The organism is Variimorphobacter sp. HTMS_6 (genome assembly GCF_059717775.1).
In genome coordinates this window covers 3,480,361-3,500,267 of the sequence record NZ_AP046094.1, presented here as the reverse complement: position 1 = coordinate 3,500,267, position 19,907 = coordinate 3,480,361, and the positions used below count along the sequence as shown (strand labels likewise).

15 protein-coding genes and 1 tRNA gene are annotated in these 19,907 nt (G+C 38.1%); 13 read left to right on the top strand and 3 right to left on the bottom strand.

Features of this window, described 5'->3' with window-relative positions:
* Positions 1-2: 2 nt before the first annotated feature.
* Entirely contained in the window at positions 3-350 is a 348-nt protein-coding gene (locus AC6IWN_RS15805; RefSeq protein WP_497988612.1) for a hypothetical protein, read from the bottom strand.
* A gap of 171 nt (positions 351-521) precedes the next feature.
* On the opposite strand from AC6IWN_RS15805, the gene AC6IWN_RS15800 reads away from it, so the two are divergent.
* Both AC6IWN_RS15800 and AC6IWN_RS15795 read left to right on the top strand, forming a co-directional pair.
* Positions 522-2,078: an FAD-dependent oxidoreductase gene (locus AC6IWN_RS15800; RefSeq protein ID WP_497988610.1), complete on the top strand. Its 1,557-nt coding sequence runs from the start codon at positions 522-524 to the stop codon at positions 2,076-2,078.
* 95 nt (positions 2,079-2,173) lie between these two features.
* Positions 2,174-2,257: transfer RNA gene (locus AC6IWN_RS15795), tRNA-Leu, on the top strand.
* A gap of 180 nt (positions 2,258-2,437) precedes the next feature.
* Here AC6IWN_RS15795 and AC6IWN_RS15790 read toward each other — a convergent pair.
* Complete coding sequence (locus AC6IWN_RS15790; RefSeq protein WP_497988608.1) at positions 2,438-3,748, bottom strand: hypothetical protein; 1,311 nt, start codon at positions 3,746-3,748, stop codon at positions 2,438-2,440.
* A gap of 196 nt (positions 3,749-3,944) precedes the next feature.
* Here AC6IWN_RS15790 and AC6IWN_RS15785 point away from each other — a divergent pair, with 196 nt between their 5' ends.
* The 4 genes from AC6IWN_RS15785 (at position 3,945) to AC6IWN_RS15770 (ending at position 8,068) form a co-directional block, all read left to right on the top strand.
* Complete coding sequence (locus AC6IWN_RS15785) at positions 3,945-4,385, top strand: immunoglobulin-like domain-containing protein (RefSeq protein WP_497988606.1); 441 nt, start codon at positions 3,945-3,947, stop codon at positions 4,383-4,385.
* A gap of 231 nt (positions 4,386-4,616) precedes the next feature.
* On the top strand, positions 4,617-5,144 hold the full coding sequence (locus AC6IWN_RS15780; protein ID WP_497988605.1) for an RNA polymerase sigma factor: 528 nt from the start codon (positions 4,617-4,619) through the stop codon (positions 5,142-5,144).
* Complete coding sequence (locus AC6IWN_RS15775) at positions 5,141-6,589, top strand: hypothetical protein (protein WP_497988603.1); 1,449 nt, start codon at positions 5,141-5,143, stop codon at positions 6,587-6,589. Before AC6IWN_RS15780 ends, AC6IWN_RS15775 begins: the two co-directional genes overlap by 4 nt.
* Positions 6,590-6,661: 72 nt before the next feature.
* Entirely contained in the window at positions 6,662-8,068 is a 1,407-nt protein-coding gene (locus AC6IWN_RS15770) for a hypothetical protein (protein WP_497988601.1), read from the top strand.
* 176 nt (positions 8,069-8,244) lie between these two features.
* Here AC6IWN_RS15770 and AC6IWN_RS15765 read toward each other — a convergent pair whose 3' ends face one another.
* The gene (locus AC6IWN_RS15765) at positions 8,245-10,200 is read right to left on the bottom strand and encodes a glycoside hydrolase family 127 protein (RefSeq protein WP_497988599.1); all 1,956 of its coding nucleotides are present in this window, start codon (positions 10,198-10,200) and stop codon (positions 8,245-8,247) included.
* 132 nt (positions 10,201-10,332) lie between these two features.
* Between AC6IWN_RS15765 and AC6IWN_RS15760 the strand changes: the two genes are divergently transcribed.
* The 7 genes from AC6IWN_RS15760 to AC6IWN_RS15730 all read left to right on the top strand — a co-directional run bounded on the left by AC6IWN_RS15760 (position 10,333) and on the right by AC6IWN_RS15730 (position 19,885).
* Positions 10,333-11,205, top strand: coding sequence for a helix-turn-helix domain-containing protein (locus AC6IWN_RS15760; protein ID WP_497988597.1), 873 nt, complete (start codon positions 10,333-10,335; stop codon positions 11,203-11,205).
* Between the two features lie 34 nt (positions 11,206-11,239).
* The gene (locus tag AC6IWN_RS15755; RefSeq protein WP_497988596.1) at positions 11,240-13,045 is read left to right on the top strand and encodes a sensor histidine kinase; all 1,806 of its coding nucleotides are present in this window, start codon (positions 11,240-11,242) and stop codon (positions 13,043-13,045) included.
* A gap of 21 nt (positions 13,046-13,066) precedes the next feature.
* The gene (locus tag AC6IWN_RS15750) at positions 13,067-14,608 is read left to right on the top strand and encodes a response regulator (RefSeq protein ID WP_497988594.1); all 1,542 of its coding nucleotides are present in this window, start codon (positions 13,067-13,069) and stop codon (positions 14,606-14,608) included.
* 128 nt (positions 14,609-14,736) lie between these two features.
* Positions 14,737-15,987 carry an ABC transporter substrate-binding protein gene (locus AC6IWN_RS15745; protein WP_497988593.1) on the top strand — a complete coding sequence of 417 codons (1,251 nt, stop codon included), beginning with the start codon at positions 14,737-14,739 and terminating at the stop codon, positions 15,985-15,987.
* 148 nt (positions 15,988-16,135) lie between these two features.
* Positions 16,136-17,038, top strand: a complete 903-nt coding sequence (locus AC6IWN_RS15740; protein ID WP_497988591.1) for a carbohydrate ABC transporter permease — start codon at positions 16,136-16,138, stop codon at positions 17,036-17,038.
* Positions 17,038-17,883 carry a carbohydrate ABC transporter permease gene (locus AC6IWN_RS15735; protein WP_497988589.1) on the top strand — a complete coding sequence of 282 codons (846 nt, stop codon included), beginning with the start codon at positions 17,038-17,040 and terminating at the stop codon, positions 17,881-17,883. The genes AC6IWN_RS15740 and AC6IWN_RS15735 overlap by 1 nt, the downstream gene beginning before the upstream one ends.
* A gap of 7 nt (positions 17,884-17,890) precedes the next feature.
* Positions 17,891-19,885 (top strand): glycoside hydrolase family 31 protein, encoded by a 1,995-nt coding sequence (locus tag AC6IWN_RS15730; protein WP_497988587.1) that lies wholly within the window; start codon positions 17,891-17,893, stop codon positions 19,883-19,885.
* The last annotated feature ends 22 nt before the right edge of the window (positions 19,886-19,907 follow it).

The following is a 19,907-nucleotide window of genomic DNA, read 5'->3' as shown; positions in this document are numbered from 1 at the left end:
TTCTATTTCCACCAAATAAATCTAGGATCACCATTCATGCCATATCCGGCAAGAGCAGTTGCGATCATACCAATTCCCAATAGTATTAGAACAATTCCAGCGAATCTGTTCTGGCCTTTCGTATTTGATTTGGTTAAATAATAAATTTTCTTTGTAAATAACATCAGGAAACCATGATAAAAACCAAGAACACCTAGAGAACCTCTAGCAATAATTCTTAGCACATATTTAATGTCATTTGAATTGCCGAATACTGCAATGCTTAATAATTCAGTTAATAAAAATACAGCAACCAGCGCAGCAGATACAATAAATACGTCTTTTTGTCCTTCTAACTTTTTCCAGTTCATATCTAACCTCTTTTCTGTTTGTATTAGTATACACATTTAACCCAATTGTAACATCCGCAATAATATGTGTCAATACAACGCCCATGCACTCAGGTGCTGCATAAATTCTGTATGAAACGGAAAATATACCCTTATCATACCTGGTTTAACCAAGCGATAATGGAGGTAGTTATGCAGACGATTTGGAAAGAAAACGGAACATTTGATGGCAAGGGGAAAGAACGGGCAGAGTCCTTATGGATACAAAATCAATATCGTTATGAAAGTGATGATGGGAAAATGAGTAGACCTAAGCTTCAGGATGATATCACCGCAGAGGTCGCTGTGATTGGTGGAGGACTTGCGGGGGTATTAACCGCATGCATGCTTCAGGAAAAGGGAAAGAAGGTAGTGCTACTGGAATGTCAGGAGGTTGGGAGTGGAATTACGAAGAATACTACAGCCAAGGTTTCGTCCCAACATGGGCTGATATATCATAAACTTTTGATGTATAAGGGCGAAGACAGGGCATTAGAATATGCAAGTGCAAATCAACTTGCGATCGAAAGATTTCAAGAGATTATTAATCAGCTGGAGATTAATTGTGACTTTGAAATATTACCAAATTATATCTACACTCTTGATAATGAGCTCCGTATAAAACAGGAGGTCGAGGCGGCGAAAAAGCTGGGGCTTCCTGCAACATTTACAAGGGAGACGACATTGCCATTTCCAATTAATGCAGCAATTCGGTTTGATGGCCAGGCGCAGTTTCATCCGCTGAAATTTCTTGATGCTGTAGCAAATAATCTATTAATCTATGAGCATACACGCGTGACGAAGGTTCAATCCGATGGAATGATTATCACCGATCAGGGAAGCGTAAAAGCAAAAACGATTGTAATTGCAACCCATTATCCATTTATCAATGTACCGGGTTTTTACTTTTTTAAGATGCACCAGGAACGCCAATATGTAATAGCGATTGAGGGAGATGATGTAAACAAGAATGCCAGACTCGACGGCATGTATCTGGATGCAGACCCGGATGGATACTCCTTTCGCAATTATAAGGATTATATGTTGATCGGTGGAGGGACACATCGTTCGGGAGAGTACAAACCGTTGGATGCGTATGATAAGTTAGCTGAGGCATCGAAGATGTGGTATCCGAACGCCTCAGTTAAATATTCCTGGTCCAATCAAGACTGTATGACGCCGGATTCAATTCCCTATATCGGCAGATATTCTCTTCGTACACCGAATATCTATGTAGCCACCGGCTTTAACAAATGGGGCATGACGAATTCTATGGTATCAGCAATGATCATCAGTGATATGATTACAGGTAGGGAAAATGAAATTTATAAAGTGTTCAATCCCAGAAGGCTGATGTTATCCGGGAGCAGAGCATTCCTTAAGGATGCGGCGATTATTACAATCAGTCTTTTGAAAGAGCATCTTAAAATTCCCCACGATAAATTAAAGGAGATAGAAGTAGGTCAGGCGGGTGTTGTAATCCGTGATGGTCAAAGAATTGGCGTATACCGGGAAGAATCGGAGAAGTATCATTTTGTCACCACTAAATGCCCTCATCTCGGTTGCAGCCTAGAGTGGAACCAGAATGAACGCACGTGGGACTGCCCCTGCCACGGTTCCAGATTTGATTATCTTGGAAACCTAATCAGTAATCCTGCGATGAGAGATACGTTTGATTCCTGCTCCAGAAAGCGAAAGGAAAAGTTGTAAAAATTGTTATACAAAAAACATTGAAAAAAGTGTTGCATTTATGATTTACGTCTGATATAATCACTATTGTTCGCTACACATGGCGGACAAAGTTAGCAGTCGTGGCGGAATTGGCATACGCGCTAGACTAAGGATCTAGTCCGGGTTTCTGGGTAGGGGTTCAAGTCCCCTCGACTGCATAAAAAATTGAGAACTGTTGACGTAAGTCATCAGTTCTTTTTTTGCTAAAGCGGAACTCAAGTTACGATTTGTTTGAGCGAAGTTCAAGTCGTTAAACCTTCATACTAAATCATTTTCTTTACCTCAGTTCGCATGTTGCGTGACTTAAGGATACTTCCAAATAATTTTGATTCTTTACGCTAGTTTGCATCGGTGTTCAACGTGAATGTATGTACAATTAATTTGTTTTTACTTGGTTCTATATATGCATACTGCTTATCATATGCCTTAATATCCAGAGTAACTAAATGTTCAGGATCTTCATTTAGGTATTTATATTTTTCTTTATAATATGTTTTGTTTTCAATATTATATATCCAGAAGTTCTCGAGGTTAAACACTAAGATATCCTTATCAGTCAGTTTATAACTAGCTATAATATCTTCTCCGGCTACAACACCCGGAATATCATAACTATTATAAGTACCATTCTCTTTTATGTTAATACTTCCTGAATTCTCATATGAATATAAAAGACGGTCAGAAGTTACAAAACATTCATTATCACCTCGAAGGTAACTAAGCTTATAGGGAAAATCCATTAATTTTTCTGTTGTACCTTTTTTAAAAGAATAATAACGAATGGTGCAAATCCCGGACCTATCTTCATTGATCGATTCATTCGCCATTTCAACTTGTTCGTAGCAGAATCCGTCACCCCAACCACCGGAATATATTAAAATTGTTCCGTTGTAATTAGGATCTTTAAAAATGAATGGTGTTGATGCAATTTCTTTATAACTATTATCATCAATATTTATTGTAGCTATTACACTGCTAGATTGATTGTTTTTTATATGGGGAACATTATCTATAATAAGGTGATTACTTGCAATAGATATGGCTGGATAGCCTTCTGAATCGCCTTTATATATAAGGCGATTTTCTCCTTTGCTATTAACGGATAATATTTGAAAATGACATGTTCTATTCTCCCAATAACCGAAACAGATAAAAAGTTTTCCATCATATATTTCATCAAAGAATATATCGTTTTTTAATGAAACCTTATATAAATCTTTTAATGAACGATCTTTTTTACTTGATATGTAATAGTTATAATTATTTTTATCTGCTTCACGGAAATAATAATATTCGGAATCAAAACCTATGAGAGACATTTTGCTTATGTCTTTAGTGGCAATAGAATCTGTCATTTTAAAATTATATACTTTTTCAGATAATGATGGTCGCTTTGCTTTTTTAAAAGGGATAGCAGGTTGTGGTTTGTCTGTGACGGATTTGTCATCCCCAATATTGTTTTTGTCTATATTATTTGTGCTTTTGTTTGTGTCTTCTGTTTTGTTAATGTCTGTTTTGTTAGTGTCTGTTTTGTTGGTTTCTGAATTATTTAATTCCTTAACATTAGCTTCTTTGATATTAGTCTGATTTTTGCTGCAACTACATAATGCCAAAGATAATAAAATAAAGATAAGGATGTACTTTTTCATAGACTATACCCTCCTACGGATTTTATCGGGATTAATTAATAAATATAAGTATGGCATATACCGATAAGAATTACAAGTTTTACCATGTGCATTTTTGACAATTGCGGTAGGGGCACAGAACATCAATAAATGATTGACACAATTGCGCACGGCTGAATACAATAATGGTAAAATATGATATATGGTGTCGTGCCTTATGCCAAAACAGAGATATTATTTAACAAATCAAAGCGTTACCCCTTATCCGTGGAATATCGGTTCGGAAAGTAAACTTGTATTTAATACTGACGCCGGAGTTACACTTGAGCTAAAGAATTCGACATTAACTCCAACGGGAGCTACGTTTTTACTAAAAAATGCAGGAGTAGATGTTGTATACTTTGGACAGAAATATTTTCTTCAAATATTATTTGATAATAAATGGTTCGATATTGAAAAATATACTGGCTGGACATTAGAATTAATACATCTAAATCCAGGTTATGAAATAGAGCTTATAGCAGATTGGAGCGATTTTTATGGTCCATTACCTCCAGGTACTTATCGCTTTGTAAAGGAGTTTCACTTAACGATATATCCGGGAGGCAAAAGAATCTACTTGAATGCTCCATTTATAATAGGAGAAAGGAGATCTTGATTAAAACACTAAAGAGAACGGACTTTATCAAGAAGTTTATTAAAGATAATAATTTTCATTAATAAAATTGTAGTGAATTATATCAAAAGGTAAGTGCGAGCAAATTGATGTTCGCACTTACCTTTTGTGAGATGGAAGTTACTCTGGCAATTTAGTAAATTTTACAAAAAACGTGGGTTTTAACAAATTTTGTTGTATTATAAGATAGAAGGATAAGAGGGGGGAGAATATGTGGATGATCAAATAATCCAAATGATTAAGGGGCGTAATGATGATGGTATGAAGTTACTGACCCAGCATTATGGTGGGATGCTGCAGTACATAGTTGGTAACATATTGATTGATTCACGTGATACAGAGGAATGTATTAGTGATGTCTGTATGACAGTGTGGAATAAAATTGATCTTTATAAATGGTCGAAGGGGAGTTTCTCCACCTGGCTCACAACCATAGCGCGTAACACCGCAATTAATTATAAGAAAAGAAAAAATCATTCCTGTGAGGAATTGTCGGAAGAGATACCGGCAAATTCTACACCGGAGATGGATTTATTACAAAAAGAGCGCCGTACTCATCTTGCAACCGTAATTGGAACACTTTCAAAAAGTGAACAACATTTATTCTACCGAAAATACTACTTTTTGCAGTCATCAGCACAGATTGCAGCAGAGACAGGAAAGACAGAGCGTTCGGTAGAAGGGAAGTTATACCGCCTCCGAAAGAAGTTACAAAGGCTACTGGGGGGTGACTTTGCTTGAGAAAATATAAGGATAATGACTTTGATCAAAATATAATTAATCAAATGAGAGAAATCATACCGACTGACCATGAAATTGTTCGTAGAAGTACCTGGAGCAAGCCTATTGGATTTATCATATGGGGATCGATTCTTACAACAATACAATTGAATTTTTACTATTTTCAATACCTTCTTCCAACCATTGGAGCAGTGTTGTTTTTCTTAGGGTTTCGAAGTTTCAGATCCGAGAATAAGTATTTTAAAACCGCATGGGTCCTATCATATGTAAATCTGGTGTTACACTTGCTCTCATTAATCTACCAGGCAACTCCGCTGATTGGTACCTTTGATAATAAAATTCTTGGAGTTTTATTTAGCGCTTATAATATATGTATAATGCTACTCTTTCGAAGTGCAATTCGTACAGTTTTTATGAAAGCTGGATGTAAACCGGTGAGGGATCCTTTGCTTTGGGCTTCGTTATGGATGGCCTTATTATTTATAATTGCCATTACTCCACTGTCCTACTTCTGGCCGGTAACTTTAGTAATGTTTTTATTATATATCCTTATTCTATACTCTTTGTTACAAATCGGAAAAGAGATGGATAAGATTCGTTATGAGTTGACATATTCCAAGTTTAAGATATCAAATATTTTAGTATTGGTGCTATACATGTTGCTGGCTTTTACTGCAGTTGGAGTTAGTGGTGTATTATCAAATCATATGAAACTGGAGGGCAAGGTTTACAGCCAACCAAATATAAGTCAAACAAGAGAGAGCTTGGTACAGAAAGGGTTTCCGAAGGATGTCTTAGAATGTCTCTCAGATCATGATGTTCAACCCTTTACAAAGGCAATGAAAATAACTGTAATAAAAGACACGCTTTCCTTTAATACAAAAGAAGTGAATACATATTATGGAGACAATAGCTATACGATCGATGTTCCTGGAGATGAGAATATTGAGTCCACTACCGTATATGTGGAACTCAATCATAGAGAAATGTATATTATACAGTATTTTGAGTGGGATGGGAAGGCTTATTGGAAGGATGGAATACAGATTGATGTAGGAAAGAAATTGGATAATATAGAGAATATAGATTTAATTAATAGTGGTTTATTCTATGATAAAAAGGATATTACTTATAAAGCAAATTTTCCCAGACTTGAATGTAAGGAGGTAGGGTATCATACCGTCTTTGGTGATAATCAAGGGATTATGATATATGGAGCCCTTAACTATCCGTTTGGAACTAAAAAGCAGAGGGGTTACATCCTGTATCATTGTTTTATTAATCCTGATTTTTCGGGAATCACATCCAACTTCTATTACCTTCATAATTCATATCCTATTCAAATACCATATTCTGATGTCTTACATAGGATGCAGGGTGGTATTCTGTTTAATGATAACATTCAACAGAATTATTCAAATTATCTGTTTGATGAGGAGGAATAGTGAAGAGGTGCTAATCCGTAAGAATTTGCATCATAATTATCGTACATTGCAATTTGAAGGAGGTGACCTTGAATGAATGATAAGGATAATGATAGATTTGATGACAGTATAATAGAACAACTAAGTGAGGGAATACCCTCGGAAGAGGTTACGGTGATTAATCCCTGGAGAAAGCCGTTAAACAATATTATATGGGGATTTGTTTTAAGCTTGTTTACCTTAAATTTTTTCTATCTTCAATATATATTACCGACGATCGGGGTGGTATTAATTTATTTGGGTTTTCGAACCCTTAGAGATGAAAATATATGGTTTAAATTATGTTGGATCTATTCGATTTCATATGTACTTGTATATCCGGTATTGTTGCTATTTGATATATCACCATTAAGTGATACGAAACATGTTCACATCTTAGTACCCTTACTAATATTTCGTATTGTGTTCTTTTTAACCTTACGGAGGGCAATTCGGGAGGTATACCATAAAGCAAATCGAAAACTAAGAAGAGATCCATTACTTTGGGCTTCAATTTGGCTAGTTGTAATATTTGTGATTGGATTAACAAAGGTAGAAAATATTCTGCTGGTTGTTCCTGTAATCCTATGCTATATAATTATTTTCCGTTCGCTGTTTCAGATAGGTAGTGATCTAGATGATACCGGATATCGGCTTAAGAATTCGCCGGTAAAAGTAGGGGATGGGTATTCGACTTTGGCAATTCTACTGTTTACCGCATTCATCGTTACCTTTATCGGTATAACCTGTGTCTTCTCCAATCATTTGATTATAAAAGGAAATGAATATAAAAACCCGAAGATGAATCAAGCCAGGGAATTGCTGATTCAGAAAGGTTTTCCCAAAGAGGAGTTGCAGTATCTGGGGGATGAGGATGTGAAACGGTTCTCGGACGTAGAAAATATTAAAACCTTTCAAGAAATGATTGATTTTAAGAACGATGATTCTTTGGATTTCGCTTATTTTTCGAATAAGAAATTGAAAGTGATGGATGTTTTTATTCTTACGAAAAGCAATGATCTATATGTAATGAGTTATTTTGAATGGACAAAGGGCAAAGCTTATTGGCAGGATGGGATTGAAATCTTACCGGACAGTAATGCAAAGGAAATGAATTTGATTAGCAGCGGTCTTGTTTATGACAAAAAGGGAAAAACCTATCATGCACCATTCCCAAGAATTTATTGTGGGAATGCGCTGACCCAAAGCTTTATTGGGAGTTATAACCATTTACAGATATATGGTGCATTGAATTATCCCTACGGATCGAAGCATCAACGTGGGTATGTGTTATATCACTATAAAGTACCGAAGGATCCATATGCCATATTTACAATGTTATGTTATGTACATAACCCTCACCCTATTAATATCCCCTATGTTAAAACGGAAGAGAAGCTGTTAAAGGATGGATATGATGTTACGGGTAGACTGAGGCAATTTAAAGCAAATTATAATTAGTATCGAATAGCGAAGAGTTACAAATATCAATATAATAAATCACCTAATTATATTTAAGGAAAGTGCAAGCATAAAACAAAATTGTTTGCACTTTTTTCTACATCAAAGTAAAAATACGGCCACCACGGGGGTGGTGGCCGTATATACAATGAGGAGAGATATGCGTTTATTATATATTAGTGCTTTACCCACACAAGCATCTCACCGCAGGAGCGGTTTGCCCAAGCATAATAGGGAATCCAAATGAGGTCTTTGTCAGTATAGGTAGCGTTGGAATAGAAACTGTATAAGGGCTCGTTAGTGCAATCCTCTGTGTTAAGTTTTAATCCATTCGAATGAATGGATATGATGCCACCCAATTTGTTTGGCTCGTTGTGAATGGAGAACTGAGGCTTTTCCGGTAGTTTGATATGGTGTAGGAATGAACCGTTATCCTCTTCCTCCAGGCAATATACGATTGGACCTCTCATAATAGCAACTTTATCAAGGTTTTCTCTTGCGAGCGGACTTGAGGTGATCATCTCTACCGGCATATCAAAGTTAATGATAATGGTATCGGTGCCACTCCAATTATGTTGAAGATATAAATATTCGTTTTTAAAATTAATATCATCTACTTCAATATCTTTGTCATTGATCTGAACGCTATATTTTCTGCACCACCCGGGGATACGTAGTGCAATCGTACCCTCCACCGCTTTTTCTGGGGCTACTTCAATTTTAATCTCACCATTCCATGGATAATTAGTTGTCATCTTAATTCTTGTAGTAACATCCTCGAGGATAAATTCGCTCTCGTTACCGATATAGAGATGGACAAATAATGCATCTTCATTTTGCGTATAGATATAACCGGATAGGGAGGTTACGGTTCGAGCAAGGTTTGGAGGGCAGCAGGCACAACCGAACCACTTTTGACGTTCCGGTTTTACATGCCGTCTCAGCTGATCCTTTTCACAAGCCTCCGGTAATACTTCAAGGGGATTTACATAGAAGAATCTGGTGCCATCCAGTGTGGTTCCGCTGATGACGCCGTTATAAAGAGCTTTCTCCATAACATCACCATACTCGCCCTTTGGGCTGATCTGCAGCATACGATGGGCAAAGAAGACTAGCCCGATGGAGGCGCAGGTTTCTCCGTATACGGTATCATTTGGGAGATCATAGTCATAGGTGAAGGATTCGCCGTAGGAGGAGGAACCGATGGCTCCGGTTATGTACATCTGCTTATTCACCATGTTATCCCATAGTCTTTGACATGCCTCATATAAGGTATCATCGTTTGTCACACGAGCAACATCTGCCATGCCGGAGTACAGATAGACCGCTCTTACGGCGTGCCCTTCTGCCTTTTCCTGTTCTCTTACCGGTAAACCGGCTTGATAATACTGATAACGGAAGTAGCTATCCTTCCAAGGGAATTCATTCTTATATTCTTGGTACTCCATCTCAAGATAAAGTGGTTTTTGACCACGTTCGTCGATAAAATATTTGGCAAGCTTAAGATGTTTGTCATCCTGTGTGACATCATATAATTTCATTAATGCCATCTCTAGCACTTCATGTCCTGGATACCCCTTTTTCTTATGCTCTTCCGGTCCGAATACGCTGTCTATATAATCAACAAAGCGAATCATAGCATGCAGGAGTTTTCTCTTTCCGGTTGCATGATAGTAAGCAACGGCGGCTTCAAGCATATGTCCGGCACAGTACATCTCGTGATTGTTCATGACATCAGTCCAACGCTTCTCCAAACCGTTAATAATATAATAAGTATCTAGGTAACCGTCCTCTTGTTGTGCGTTGACGATCAAGTCAATCGCTTCATCGATGGTCTGTTCCAACTTCAGATCTGGAGACCAGACGAGGGAGAATGCGGCTGCCTCAATCCATTTTGCTATGTCGCTGTCCTGGAACACGAAGCCTTGAAATGTTCCTTCCATAAGTCCGGCTGCAATCTTGAAGTTATTGATACAATGGCTTGGTTCTGCATCCGGAATCCGGTCATTTAGTGCCTCCCACTGGTAGGGAATCATCTTTGTGCGGGCAAGTTCTCTGTAGTTGTTCCAGAAGGTATCCTTTATTGTAACATGTTTCATGGATACCCCCTTAGTATATTGATTTACGTTCATAATAAGCCTCCTTTTAAAGTGGTCAATTTTGATAGACAGATGAATTTGTATGTCTTATAATATAATTAATATATGATAATACAACACATTATCGCAACTGACGTAAATATAGAAAAGGTGGTGAAAACTTAGATGAGATATATTGTTTCAGAAGCGGATACACCTATCATCTACTCCCTTTGTGGCAATCTGATGAGTAAAGATGAATTTGTTCATCCGAGAAGAATCATTGATACTTATGTATTGATTCTTGTAAAAGAAGGTACTTTGTTTGTCACACAATCAGGGGTAGAATTCGAAGTGGGACCCAATCAGTATATATTTCTTATCGCTGGGGAAGAACATTTTGGTCATCGACCTTCGTGCGGTAAGCTATCCTATCTATGGACTCATTTTTCGATGCAGGGTTTGACATCGATTGTTCGTGAAGAGGAGCTTGAGAAAGGACAAATAATTGATTTGCAAAAGGAGAGGAGCGGTACTTACATTATGCCGGAATACGGGGAGATTTCCCTTACACAACGAGCACCTCTTCTATTCAACCAGCTACTCGATCTATCAAAACAGGAGCCGGTCTATACCAATCAAATGCTGGATTATGCGCTAAGTCTTTTGATTATGGAGATATCACAGGAGTACTTTGAGATGAGAAACAGATTGCAGCAGAATATCCCTCCGAATGTTGCAAGAATTATGGAATGGATTAAGGCGAATTATTATAAAGCACTATCGGTAAATGAGATTGCGGTTGAATTTGGTTATAATTCGGATTACTTATCCGCCTTGTTTAAAAAGTTCACGGGTTTTACGCTGGTTCATTTTATCAATAAAACCAGAATAGATATCGCGAAAGTACTGATCGTCAATTATGACATAACCATTAAAGAAGCCGCGTATTCCTGTGGATTTAGTGATGAAAAATATTTTATGAAGATTTTTAAGAAATATGAGAACATGACTCCGTCACAATATAAAAAGGCATTTACGAAAAAGATGATAAATTAATATCCTTTGTTAACAGGATAAAAAGGAGGTCATAATGAAGATATCCGGTAAAAAACGAAGCTTCAAACAACAATTGCTCATCTCATTTTGTTTGATATCCATTATTCCATTAGCGATCGTGAATATCGTGTCTTATTATAATATTGCAATTAAGGTTCAAAAGAATGTGGATGAGATGAAAGCCTTCAGCCTTGAACAGACAAAGCGTAATGTGTCAACGGTGATATCCTCCTATGAGGACTTACTATATCAGTTATATACGGACGATGATGTGGTGTCATTGGTAGACAAGATTGACGCGGGACAGGACGTAGCGGTCAGCAAAAATCAGTTGAGACGAAAGCTGGCGGCGGTGGCGAATGTAAAGCCTTACGTACAAAGTGTTACCGTGATTACTAAGAGGGATAATGTACTTTTTTATGACAAGCTATCAAGCGCGATTAAAAGTATGGTTTGGATTGACAAGTACGGAATTACCCCAAACCAGCTTTATAATCAACTATCCGCCACGAATGATACGAATATTCTGCCTACCAAATACGTTGATAAATTTAACTCCCAGGAATACTATTTGTTTCACATCGCTCACCGCACCATTGATTACAAGAATGTTAATAAGAAAAATGCGGTTGTAATCCTGAGTATTGATGAGAGGATGTTGAATGGGATTTATCGACAGAATCTAGGAAGAGAGGGGAATGAACAGGATAACCTACATATCATTGTGAATCAAGAAGGGAAAATTATCTCCTTTGAAGATCCTTCAAAGATCGGGAAAAAAATCGTAAATATCACGTCCTCCCGCAAGAAGCAGGATCAGGATTATATCAAATTCATCAATGATTCCGGATTTCTTAAGATTAAAAACTTGAAGGTATATAGTGCTTATGATAATAAGCTTGGGTGGCGATTTATTAATGTATCGGATCAAAGTATGGTCGTCAATGAGATGAGAAATCAACAACAGCTTACAATTATCATCTTTTTAGCATCCGTTATTATGCTGATTGTTATCATTTATTTTATAACGGGACAATTGAGCGGATCAATCAATAAGATTGTTAAGGCGATGAAGAAAGCGGAGCAGGGGGAGCTATCGGTGCGTGTACAGGCAGATGAGCATATGCCGGTTGAGATTGAGACGATTGCACATCAATTCAATTCTATGTTAGTGGAGCTGAATGATTCCATCGATAAAGAAAAGAAAGCAACGCTAAAGCAGAAAAATGCAGAGATATCAGCACTGGAAGCACAGATCAATCCACATTTTCTATACAATACATTGGATACGATTAACTGGATGGCGATTGATAAGGATGAATATGAGATTAGTAATGCTATTAATTCCTTAGCAAAGATATTAAGATATGGCGTGGATAAAAGCAATAGTATGGTGGAAATCAGGCAGGAAATTGACTGGTTAAAGAAATATCTCTTCCTGCAGCAAACAAGACTTAAGAATACCTTTGAATGTGTTCTTAATATTGATCCTGAGGTTATGAACTATCACATCCATAAGCTTTTACTTCAGCCCTTTGTGGAGAATGCAATCATTCATGGGTTCGAAGGGGTGAAGAGAACTCATATTCTTGAGATTTGTATGAGTATGGAGGAACACTGCATTAACATAAGGATAGCGGATAATGGAAAAGGAATATCAGAGGACAAGCTAAAAGAGATTCATAATGGTTTACCGGATGAGAATGAGGAGAAGAGTCATATCGGTATTGCAAATGCAATTAACAGGTTAAAGATGTATTATGGCAGCCAGGCCAAGGTTCAAATTGACAGTGTATTAGGAGAAGGTACCAGTATCAATTTAGAAATTCCGAAATTATAGAATGGAGCAGGGGTGTGTGACATGAAGATTGTTATTGTTGAAGATGAGATAAGAATACGGGAGGGTATTATTAATTTGATTCATAAGATTAGCGATCAATTTGTAATTGTGGGCGAAGCAGAGAATGGTGTTGAGGGCTTGGAGTTAATTATAAAGACAAGACCGGATCTGATTATTACGGATATTAAGATGGTTGAGATGGACGGGTTGGAGATGCTTCAACATTTAAAGGATAGGGATATTCCATTTAAGGCGATTGTGCTTAGTGCTTATTCAGAATTTTCTTATGCTCAACAGGCAATCAAGCTAGGGGTCAGCGAGTATCTGTTAAAGCCGATTTCAGTGGGGGATTTAACCACCTCGCTTGAGAATATAACCATTCAACTGGAGCAGCAAATGAAAGTGAGAGGGGAGCGTTATGCATCCCTTCAGAAGCTGGAAAACATATTCTATAATATTTTGTTAAGTGGATCGGCCGTGGATGAGGAAGTTAGTCAATTCATTGAGAAAAACTATCAATTAAAAAGCGATAGTGATTACATTATCATGCCAGTGTTTTTAGGGGAGCAATATGAGCAAGAGCGAGAACGCATGACGAAAGAGCTGAAAAAACATCTAAAAGATAAGTACATAGGGGAATATCGGTTATTAGATATGCCGCATAATAAGATGCTTTTGCTAGTTATCTTTCATTATTCGGAAGAGCATATGATAAAACAGTGGTTTCAACATCAAGTCATCAAACAACTGAAACAGGAGAATTGTCATGCGTGCTTTGGATGGGGAAGCTTTCAGGGAATTACGTTAATGAAGAGTAGGCTACAGGTGCTACTAAAACATATGGACTGGTGTATTACACTGGGAGATGATGTGATGATATCCTATCCTCAGGTTACACAGGTACAGACAAAGGTATTGACTTATCCGATTGATGTAGAAAATCAGATGAGAGTTGCGCTGTGTGCAATGGATCCAAAGAAGTTGAAGAAAGTAGTTCATCGCTTCTATCAAGCCTTCCTGGATGGGAATCTATACTCTCCTCAGGAAGTAAAGGAATCTTATGTACGATTTTTATGGTCTATGATAAATGTTGCCAAGGAAATAGGGTTTAACTTACATAAGGATATGGAGCAACAGGAGATGTTAAAAAGAATAATGTCAGCCATGACTTATAGCCAGTTAAACCACACACTACAAGATTTTATATCCTTGCTTTCGGAGGAAAGAGATGAAGATAATCAGCTCAGTCTTACCGTCCAAAGGGCGAAAAGACTGGTACACGAGTTTTATAACCAGGGAATTACCCTGGATGAGATTGCTATGAAATTAAAGATAACCCCAGAGTATCTGGGAACCCAGTTTCATAAGGAGTTGGGAATCAATTTTAGCGCTTATATGAAGAATTACCGCATAAATAAAGCGAAGGAACTGTTAATAAGCACACAGCTGAGATTATATGAGATTGCTGAGAAAGTAGGTTATAACGATTCCAAGTACTTCAGTCAGGTATTTAAGGAATGTACCGGACAGCTGCCAACAGAGTATCGGGTCATGCATCACTGACCTTAGTTTTACCATCCTTTTTAAGTTTTCTAGAGTTTTCTATCGAATACAAGGACTATATAATGAAATTATCTTAAAAGATAATAGCTGCACAGGTATGAGCACTGTGTAAGAAAAGGGAGGAAATTATGAAAAAAAGATTGTTGGCAGTTTTATTAGTACTAGTATTAGTATTCAGTATGATGGCAGCGGGGTGCCAGAAAAAAGGTGACAAAGATACTTCAGCACCAGGTACCGGTACAAAAACAGCAACCTCAGCAGCAAAGAAAGAAGTTGTAATCTGGTACTACTGGGAAACAGAGAGTCACCAGAAGTTATTAAACGGACTTGTACAAGACTTTAACAGTTCACAGAGCAATATTAAGGTTACTGCAAAATATGTACCATTTGCGGACTTTAAGAAACAGTTATCCATTGGTACAGCAGCACAGGAATTACCTGATATCGTATTTATTGATAATCCGGATACTGCAGCATATGCATCTATGGGTATCTTTGCTGACATCACCGGTAAAGTAGATACGAGTCAATACTTTGAAGGACCTTTAAATTCTTGTATGTTGGATGGAAAATTATATGGTATTCCTTTTGGCAGCAACGATTTAGCACTTTTTTATAATGAAGATATGTTGAATAAGGCTGGTTGTAAAGTTCCTACTACATGGGATGAGCTTAGAGAGGTAGCGAAGAAGACGACCTCGGGTAAAGTGAGTGGATTTGCTTGCAGTTCCTTACAGAATGAAGAAGGAACCTTTAACTTCTTAACCTTTGTTTGGTCAGCCGGAACAACCTCCTATAAGATTAATACACCTGAGGGTATTAAGGCGCTTGATTTTGCAGGCAAGATGGCAAAAGACGGCTCTTGGGCAAAAGAAGCAATCAACTGGACACAGGGTGATACGATGAACCAGTTCATCTCAGGCAATCTTGCTATGATGATCAACGGTACCTGGCAGATTCCTACCATGCGTGAGCAGGCGAAAGATTTAAAATGGAATGTAGCAATGCTTCCTAAGGATGCAAAGGATGCTTCCGGCTTAGGCGGTGAGAATATCGCAGTTGTGAATGGCAAGAACGTAGATGCAGCAGTTGAATTCGTAAAATATATGACTACTCCTGAGAAGATTAAAACTTATATCGATGGTTTTGGTTATATCTCCTCTAGAAAAGATGTAGCAGATACCCAGTATAAGGGTGATGATCAGATGCAGGTATTCATTAAGGAGTTACAATTTGCAGGAGCAAGAGGACCTCATCCAAGCTGGCCTTCCATTTCTGATGCGATTTCTTTGTCATTCAATGAAGTTCTGACCGGCACTAGTACACCTGAAGCAGCAGCGAAGAAAGCACAGGATACAATAGACGGTATTTTAAAATAGTAGTTTATTAATGATCTGGTTAATGATGGGAGTACACGGTATTCGTGCACTCCTATCTATTAACCGGATGATATCAAAGAGCCTCTGTATTCGATATAGCCTTTGATGTATAAACTCAACTACCCTTGTATTCTAGGAGGTTCGATATATGAAGCGTATAAAAAAGTTTTTTCGATATGATAATGTAGGATTATTATATATTCTTCCTGCATTGATCTACATGATTATATTTGTTGGATATCCCATCATAAGTAATTTTATTTTGAGCTTTCAGGATGTGTCAATTAAAACCCTGAACCTTCCCACCAAGCATTTTATTGGATTCGGGAATTACATAAAAATGTTTCAAGATCCGATTCTTCAGAAATCAATTTTTAATACCTTATTATTTACAGTGTTATCCTTGATTTTTCAATTTATATTTGGTTTTCTGTTGGCATTGTTTTTCTATAAAAAGTTTTCATTTTCAAAACCGGTCAGAGGTTTGTTAATGATACCGTGGATGATTCCGGTAACCATTACGGCACTTATGTTTAAGTTTATGTTTAGTTCAAATGTTGGAATTATTAATCAAGCGTTACAGGCCTTGCATGTGATTAATGCACCGATCGATTGGCTCATTCAACCGCATACGGCAATGTTTGCTCTGATTTTTACAAATATATGGATTGGTATTCCGTTTAATATGATTTTACTGTCCTCAGGACTTACCCTTATTCCACATGATATCTATGAAAGTGCATCCATTGACGGTGCGAACAAATTACAGACAATGATTAAGATAACACTACCTTTATTAAAACCTACGATTCAATCCGTATTAATTCTTGGATTTATTTATACTTTTAAGGTGTTTGACTTGGTATATGTTATGACAAACGGTGGACCGGTAAATTCGACGCATTTACTATCTACATACTCATATAAATTATCATTTACATTGTTTGAATATAGTAAAGGTGCAACGGTAGCGAATATTCTATTCGTCATACTGTTTTGTGTTAGCTTGCTTTATCTGAAATTTACATACAGCGAGGAGGGAGAAGCATAATGAATGACAAGGTATTACGTGGTAGAAAGAATATTATAATGAGTTTCTTTGCAGTGGTTATTCTGATCGCTTTGCTCTTTCCGATCTACTGGATTGTAGTTACTTCTCTCAAGATGGAGAAGGAGATTTTCTTAAATCCTCCAACTCTATTTCCAAGAAAATTGAACCTGGCTTCGTACGCTGCTCAGCTAAATGTAGGAGATTTTAATATGTTTCGCTCCTTCGCTAATAGTATGGTTATCTCGTTAAGCTGCATGTTTATCGCGATCATACTAGCGGTTCCGGCATCCTATGGACTTGCCAGATATCGTTTTGTAGGTAAAAAAATGGTTGTACTGAGCTTTTTAATTACTCAGATGTTGCCGGTATCCGTTATTTTAACACCGATGTTTATTATGTTTCGTAATATGCATTTAATCAATAATTCTCTCTCGGCGATATTGGCGGATGCGACTATCGGTATACCGTTTTCCATCTTGATTTTAAAGAATTATTTCGGTTCCATACCAAAGGAACTGGAGGAGGCTTCTTATATTGACGGATGTAACCGTTTCACCTCCTTTATAAAAATATTAATTCCGATTACATTCCCTGGGGTAATTGTATGTGGTATTTTCTCCTTCCTATATGCCTGGGGAGACTTAGCTTATGGTATGACATTTATTCAGGATCAAGTACACAGACCGATTACCGCTGGTATCTTTAACTTCATGGGGCAGTACGGTACAAAATGGAGTTTCTTAACAGCGTTTGCGGTTGTAACCATTATTCCGGTAGCGATTATATTTATCTTTATGCAAAAATACATTATTAGCGGGTTAACAAGCGGTGCAGTGAAAGGATAAGATGATTATGGGGTTTAAGCAGAATAATAATTGTTTAATCAGTAAGTTTCAGTATGAAACATTATATATCGAACCATGGGGTGAGAATAGCTTGCGTGTTCGCTCCGTTAAGATGGGCAATGCTTATGATGAGAAGGATTGGGCGTTGACCGAGGAAGTAGAGCATGTGGCTCAGATTCAGATCGAAGAGGATTACGCCTCTGTAACAAATGGGAAGATACGAGCGGTAATTAACACCGCCGGAAAATTAACCTTCTACAATCAGAAGGGAGAGGTGATTCTGGAAGAATACACAAGGAATCGAAAAGATGTACTCTCGAAGTACTGCTCAGCAATTGAAGTTGAGGGAAGAGAGTTTCAAGCGATTCTCGGAGGTGATTACTCCGTAAGTGTTCGTTTTGAATCAGTTCCGGAAGAGAAGCTCTACGGTATGGGACAGTATCAGCAGCCTTATTTGAATATTAAAGGTTGTAGCTTGGAACTGGCACACCGTAATTCTCAGGCGAGTGTTCCGTTTTTGATATCGGATCTGGGGTATGGCTTCTTGTGGAATAATCCGGCGATTGGAAAAGTTCATTTTGGAAAGAATGTTACCGAGTGGCATGCAAAATCTACAAAAAAAATAGATTATTGGATTACAGCAGGGGATACACCCGCTGAGATAGAAGAGGCGTATGCGTCTGTGACCGGTAAGGTTCCGATGATGCCGGAATATGGCCTAGGCTTTTGGCAGTGCAAGCTCCGTTATCAGACACAGGAAGAACTATTAGAGGTAGCGCGAGAGTATAAGAGAAGGAATCTTCCGTTGGATGTAATCATCGTAGACTTTTTCCACTGGCCAAATCAAGGTGATTGGAAGTTTGATCCCACCTATTGGCCAAATCCGGAAGAGATGATAGAAGAACTAAAATCAATGGGGATTGAGCTGATGGTATCCGTTTGGCCTACTGTGGAACGAAACAGTGAGAACTATGATGAGATGCTGGCTGAGGGTTTGCTCGTCAACACGGATCGCGGTATCAATGTCAGCATGGACTTCCTTGCACCGACCCTGTTCATGGACCCGACCAATCCGGATACGAGAGAGTTTGTATGGAATAAAATTAACGCAAATTATTATAGTAAGGGGATTAAGGCCTTCTGGTTGGATGAAGCAGAACCGGAATTTACGGTATATGATTTTGATAATTATCGTTATCATGAGGGACCTAATGTATCGACCGGTAATCTGTTCCCGCTGATGTATGCGAAAACCTTCTTTGATGGAATGACTTCAAACGGACAGAAGGATATCGTTAACTTGTTGCGCTGTGCCTGGGCTGGAAGTCAAAAGTACGGTGCCCTGGTATGGTCGGGAGATATCGCTTCCAGCTTTGAGAGTATGCGTAACCAGTTGGCAGCAGGATTAAATATGGGTATTGCGGGAATTCCATGGTGGACGACCGATATCGGTGGCTTCCATGGCGGTGACCCGACGAAGGAGGAATTCAGAGAATTATTCATTCGCTGGTTCCAGTGGGGCACCTTTTGCCCGGTTATGCGTCTTCATGGAGATAGAGAACCTCATCAGCCACAGGTTGGAACTACCGGTGGAGCAAAGTGTTTATCCGGCGCACCGAATGAAGTATGGAGCTATGGTGAGGAGGCTTATGAGATCTGTAAAAAATATATGAGCATCCGTGAAGAGCTTCGTGATTATGTGAGAGCAGCGATGGAGCAGGCACATACCAAGGGAACTCCTGTTATGAAACCTCTATTTTATCAATTTCCGGAGGATAAGCAATGCTGGGAGGTCGAGGATGAATATATCTTTGGTGATTCCTTGTTAGTAGCGCCGATCTTATATGCTGGCATAACGGGAAGAAGAGTATATCTTCCCAGCGGTTGCAACTGGAAAGCATTCGAAGGAGAAGAGATTTATGAAGGCGGTAAATTCATAGAATACGATGCTCCGATCAATATAATTCCGGTTTTTGAAAAGGTAAATGAAGAGGTTATCTAGATTTGTAGTCTGTGTACAGAAC

Coding starts and splice junctions, on each gene's coding strand:
- AC6IWN_RS15760 (WP_497988597.1), top strand. CDS start 10,333: ATGAGATATATTGTTTCAGAAGCGGATACACCTATCATCTACTCCCTT.
- AC6IWN_RS15800 (WP_497988610.1), top strand. CDS start 522: ATGCAGACGATTTGGAAAGAAAACGGAACATTTGATGGCAAGGGGAAA.
- AC6IWN_RS15735 (WP_497988589.1), top strand. CDS start 17,038: ATGAATGACAAGGTATTACGTGGTAGAAAGAATATTATAATGAGTTTC.
- AC6IWN_RS15805 (WP_497988612.1), bottom strand. CDS start 350: ATGAACTGGAAAAAGTTAGAAGGACAAAAAGACGTATTTATTGTATCT.
- AC6IWN_RS15770 (WP_497988601.1), top strand. CDS start 6,662: ATGAATGATAAGGATAATGATAGATTTGATGACAGTATAATAGAACAA.
- AC6IWN_RS15785 (WP_497988606.1), top strand. CDS start 3,945: ATGCCAAAACAGAGATATTATTTAACAAATCAAAGCGTTACCCCTTAT.
- AC6IWN_RS15750 (WP_497988594.1), top strand. CDS start 13,067: ATGAAGATTGTTATTGTTGAAGATGAGATAAGAATACGGGAGGGTATT.
- AC6IWN_RS15790 (WP_497988608.1), bottom strand. CDS start 3,748: ATGAAAAAGTACATCCTTATCTTTATTTTATTATCTTTGGCATTATGT.
- AC6IWN_RS15745 (WP_497988593.1), top strand. CDS start 14,737: ATGAAAAAAAGATTGTTGGCAGTTTTATTAGTACTAGTATTAGTATTC.
- AC6IWN_RS15740 (WP_497988591.1), top strand. CDS start 16,136: ATGAAGCGTATAAAAAAGTTTTTTCGATATGATAATGTAGGATTATTA.
- AC6IWN_RS15755 (WP_497988596.1), top strand. CDS start 11,240: ATGAAGATATCCGGTAAAAAACGAAGCTTCAAACAACAATTGCTCATC.
- AC6IWN_RS15765 (WP_497988599.1), bottom strand. CDS start 10,200: ATGAACGTAAATCAATATACTAAGGGGGTATCCATGAAACATGTTACA.
- AC6IWN_RS15730 (WP_497988587.1), top strand. CDS start 17,891: ATGGGGTTTAAGCAGAATAATAATTGTTTAATCAGTAAGTTTCAGTAT.